The sequence below is a fragment of the Phyllobacterium sp. P5_D12 genome, from assembly GCF_054049495.1.
On the sequence record NZ_JBFUMG010000369.1, the window covers coordinates 1 to 4573 of the forward strand.

General features: G+C 56.6%; 5 protein-coding genes and 1 pseudogene. 4 read left to right on the forward strand and 2 right to left on the reverse strand.

Translation table 11 applies throughout. The features are described from left to right. Together ACXJ5O_RS19565 and gcvA are read right to left on the reverse strand one after the other, a co-directional pair. Positions 1–550: aminotransferase class I/II-fold pyridoxal phosphate-dependent enzyme (locus ACXJ5O_RS19565; RefSeq protein ID WP_457301351.1), on the reverse strand; the 550-nt coding region annotated here is incomplete at its 3' end. An 8-nt stretch (positions 551–558) separates the two neighbouring features. Then, positions 559–1605: a transcriptional regulator GcvA gene (gene gcvA, locus ACXJ5O_RS19570; protein WP_457301352.1), complete on the reverse strand. Its 1047-nt coding sequence runs from the start codon at positions 1603–1605 to the stop codon at positions 559–561. A gap of 212 nt (positions 1606–1817) precedes the next feature. On the opposite strand from gcvA, the gene speB reads away from it, so the two are divergent. From speB to ACXJ5O_RS19590, 4 genes and pseudogenes are all read left to right on the forward strand, one after another. Beyond that, positions 1818–2879 carry an agmatinase gene (speB, locus tag ACXJ5O_RS19575; protein WP_457301353.1) on the forward strand — a complete coding sequence of 354 codons (1062 nt, stop codon included), beginning with the start codon at positions 1818–1820 and terminating at the stop codon, positions 2877–2879. A 99-nt stretch (positions 2880–2978) separates the two neighbouring features. Beyond that, complete coding sequence (locus tag ACXJ5O_RS19580) at positions 2979–3785, forward strand: transporter substrate-binding domain-containing protein (protein WP_457301354.1); 807 nt, start codon at positions 2979–2981, stop codon at positions 3783–3785. Positions 3786–3788: 3 nt separating this feature from the next. Then, positions 3789–4457 carry an amino acid ABC transporter permease gene (locus ACXJ5O_RS19585; RefSeq protein WP_457301355.1) on the forward strand — a complete coding sequence of 223 codons (669 nt, stop codon included), beginning with the start codon at positions 3789–3791 and terminating at the stop codon, positions 4455–4457. Then, positions 4454–4573, forward strand: a pseudogene (locus tag ACXJ5O_RS19590) (amino acid ABC transporter permease); the annotation flags it as partial. The gene ACXJ5O_RS19585 and the pseudogene ACXJ5O_RS19590, both read left to right, overlap by 4 nt.

Below are 4573 nucleotides of genomic sequence, written 5' to 3' on the forward strand. Positions count from 1 at the left end.
AAACAGCACCCGTCGGATTGTTAGGTGTCACGAGGGCAATGGCCCGAACGCCAGGTGTCAGCGTACGTTCAACAGCCTTCACCGTGGGAACGAAACCATCGGCAGATTCGCACTCTACGAAGCCGGTTTTGATCCCCAACATCGACAACGTCGTCTCATGATTGAAATAGAACGGATCGCTCATCAGCACCGTATCGCCCGCTGCCGCAACAGCCATCACTGCGCAGATGAACGCCTGATTGCAGCCAGATGTGATGTGGATGTTGCCACCGGCAATCTCTGCACCATAGAGCTCGGACACGTGTGCCGCATAGGCCTCGCGCAAAGCTGTTTCACCCTCGATTGCGCCATAGTTGGTGTAGGCAAGTGACGATGCAGCTTCGCCGAGCCAGCGCAGCATATCCGGATGCGGCGGATAGCCGGGAACGGCCTGAGACAGATCGATCAACGGGCCAAGGCTGCCATCATAGGATTTGCCCCATGCCTGCACAGCCGGTATGGGCGGGGGCGACAAGCGGGTGATAAGCGGGTTGWGTAAAGCAGAAGTCATGGAATATCCTATCGAATATCAATTTTTGCGCGGCGTTTCAGCGCGCGATCCAGCCGTTTCGGGCCTGTCGTCGGGATGGATGGAGGGGTGGCCAGACGTTCTTGCGCACTGACCTTCCCATTCCGCGGGCGGATGATACGGCGCGCTGAGGTTTGCGGTTCGGTGATCGTATCTGTCTCCAGCGAGGCAAACAGCCAATCGATAAAAACCTTGACGATGGGTGCGTTGCGCACCTCATTGCGGCAGGCGACGTAGAAGGCGTTGTTTGCCGGCACGGTTAGGTCAAATGGGACGATCAGTTCACCCTTGGCAATGAGATGGCTGGCGGTGATTGTGTCGCCCAGCGCAACACCCTGGCTGTAAACAGCCGCTTCCGTCGAAAGGCGCGCATCGCTCATGAAATGCTGTGCGCCACGGGCATGCTCGGTTGCATCGGCTGCGGCCAGCCAAGTGTTCCATTCCCGTCCATCATCGCCGTGCAGGAGAACGTGATCGCGGAGATCGCGCACGGATCGAAGAGGCCGCATATTGAGCAGCGTCGGACTTGCGACAGGAAACAGCTTCAGTGTCGTCCAAAGCCTTATCCAACAGTCGGCCCAATTGCCATGACCATAAAGCACGCAGACATCGACATCCGACGAGTGTAGATGATCTGACTCGTTCGACGCAATCAGCGTCAGTCTGATATCCGGATATTGCTCGGTGAACTGGTTCATGCGCGGGATGAGCCAAAGCGAAAGCAACGCCGGCACGCACGTCACCGTGAGTTCACCGCTCGTCGTCGGGCGCTTGATCAGCGCAGTCGTCGCGGCAATATCCTCGAATGCTTTTGATACTGTCGGCAAGAGGAGCGCCCCTTGCGGCGTAAGCTTGAGACGTTGGGCGCCACGTTCGAACAGCTGGACATCAAGAGTAGCCTCCAGCGCTTTTATCTGATGGCTGATTGCGCCGTGTGTAACATTAAGTTCACGCGCTGCGGCAGTCACGGAGCCATGCCGGGCAGTCGCCTCAAAGGCGCGCAACGGGTTCAGCGGGGGCAGGCGACCTTGCGTCATAGGATTCCATTAGCCGTCAATTGTCGGAAAGTCATGTGAGATTTATTCACACAATAAGCTATAACAATGTCAATTGCTTTTCTGTGCCTTTTGTAACGATAATACGTCCAACGAGGCAAAATGCCCGGGGAACAGGCAACGACGGAAATTTACCAGCAACACACGCCGAATCCGTCTTATCCCCGCGCACTTACGACATTGGGATACTTGTCATGGCATCTTGGGATGAGAAAAAGCTGAACGAACTGCGCGCTAAATATGGCGAGAGCCATGGCGGTGAGTTGTTTGATCCGACATTCCGGAAGGTCGCAGACAAGATCTTTTCAAAAAGCGGTACGCGCCTAGCGCCATATTCGGGCATGCCGACCTTTTTGACCGCCCCCCATATGCCCGTCGATTCCAGCAATCCGGATTTCGGCAATCTCCAGGTCGCCATGGTTGGCGTGCCGATGGACCTGGGCGTAACCAATCGCACTGGCTCGCGTTTCGGCCCTCGAGCGCTCCGGACCATCGAGCGCATCGGTCCGTACAATCACGTTCTGGAATGCGCGCCTGTATTCGACCTGCGTGTTGCCGACATTGGCGACGTGCCTTTTGCCAGCCGTTACAGGCTCGAGCAGAGCCATGATGACATCGAACGTCGCATCAACCAGATCGTCGAGGCCGGCGTTGTCCCGCTTTCAGTAGGGGGCGATCATTCGATTACCCATCCTATCATGAAGGCTGTCGGCAAGAAGCGCCCGGTGGGCATGATCCATATCGACGCGCACTGCGATACGGGAGGCGCCTTCGATCAGACCAAATTCCATCATGGCGGTCCCTTACGCAACGCGGTTCTCGATGGTGTGCTCGATCCGAGCCGTACGATCCAGATCGGCATTCGCGGATCAGCAGAATATCTGTGGGAGTTCTCCTACGAATCCGGAATGACCGTCATTCATGCGGAAGAAGTAACCGGTCTTGGCATACCCGCTATTATCGAAAAGGCGAGAAAAATTGTCGGCGACGGTCCTACCTACCTTTCCTTCGATGTGGACAGCCTCGACCCAAGCTTTGCGCCGGGCACTGGTACTCCGGAAGTCGGCGGCTTGACGACGCGCGAAGTGCTCGAGCTCATCCGCGGCCTCAAGGGTATCAATCTCGTCGGCGGTGACGTCGTGGAAGTCGCGCCACAGTATGATGCTACGACGAACACCGCTCATGCGGGCGCACAAGTTCTCTTCGAAATTCTGAGTCTGATGGTTTTCAGCCCGTTTGTTCAGGGCAACCGTTAGTACGCATGAAATCGCCAAAACAACAAACGGCGAGGAACAGCATGGCGTAACAGCCGGATTGTCCTCGTCGATTACACAACAACAATGAAGGGGAATAAAATGACGATCTATACCACTCTGCGATCATCCCTCGCGGCCCTGCTGATCAGCGGCGCTGCACTCGGTATTGCGGCAAAAGTCGCCAATGCCGATGCGATCGATGACATCACCAAGGCGGGCGTCCTCAATGTCGGCGTCTTTGCCGACTTCCCGCCCTTCTCTTCCGCCAGCGCCGACATGACGCTTAAAGGCTATGATATGGATGTGGCCCAGGCACTAGCCGATGCGTTGAAGGTAAAGCTCAATACGGTTCCGGTAACCGGTCAGAACCGCATTCCTTATCTCACTGAACATCGCGTCGACCTTCTGATGAGTGTCGGTTACAGCAAGGAGCGCGAACAGGTTATCGACTTTGCAGCCGCCTATGCACCCTACTACATCGCCGTCATTGGCCCGAAGGCCCTTGAAGTGAAGGGTAAGGATGATCTTGCCGGCAAGAGCATTGCCGTCAACCGTGGCACCTTGGAAGACACTTCGCTCACCGAGGTGGTTCCGGCTTCTGCCGACGTCAAGCGCTTCGATAACTATAACTCAGTGATCCAGGCTTTCATTTCCGGCCAAACTCAATTGATGGTAGTCGGCAATGATGTCGGTGCACAGGTTCTTGCCCGCCAGGAGGCTCTGGCTCCCGAACAGAAATTCCAGCTGCTGACATCGCCGTCGCACATTGCCCTTAACAAGAAAGAGGATCGCCTCAAGCAGGCCATCAACGACACAGTGACCAAAATGCTCAGCGATGGCAGYCTTAACAAGAGCTCGGAAGCCTGGCTGAAGACACCGCTCAATCCTGAAAACCTCAAGGATTGATCTGTGGGCTACGCGCTCGACTTCGGCTGGCTGAATGGCGCGATCGGCATGATCGCCAGCGGCGCGGCGATGACGATCTTTCTGATCGCTGTCACCACGGTTGCTGGCGTCATCCTGAGCATATTCGGCGCCGCGGCCAAGCGCAGCCGCTACCCCGTCTTGCGCAAAGCCATCTGGGCTTATGTCGAGCTCATTCGTAATACGCCATTTCTGGTGCAGCTCTTCTTCATTTTCTTCGGGCTGCCGCGGTTTGGCATTCGTCTTGATCCGGTCGTTGCCGCCATGCTGGCGATGACGCTGAACATGACCGCCTATACCACCGAGATCGTTGGTTCCGGGCTCGACGCCGTACCCAAAGGTCAGAGGGAAGCTGCGGCGGCGCTGGGTCTGCCGTCGTGGCTCGTATTCATCAAGATCGTGCTGCCGCAGGCACTGAAAGTCATTTTCCCGGCACTGACCAGCCAGATCATCATCATGATGCTGGAGTCGTCGGTTGTGTCGCAGATTGCAGTGCGCGAGCTCACCTACGAGGCAGACATGCTACAGGCGCGAACCTTCCGCGCCTTCGAAACCTATTTTATCGTGACTCTGGTCTATCTCGGAATGAGCATCGGATTGCGTAGGCTGTTGTTTGCAGCCGGACGGCGTGCGATAGCCGGAGGCATGGCATGATCGAGTTCACGCTCTGGGACATCGTGCGCAATCTGCTGCTGGCAGCCCGCTGGACGGTCCTGCTATCCATCGTCGCCTTCGCGGGCGGTGCAATTGTCGGGATTGTGATTCTCCTG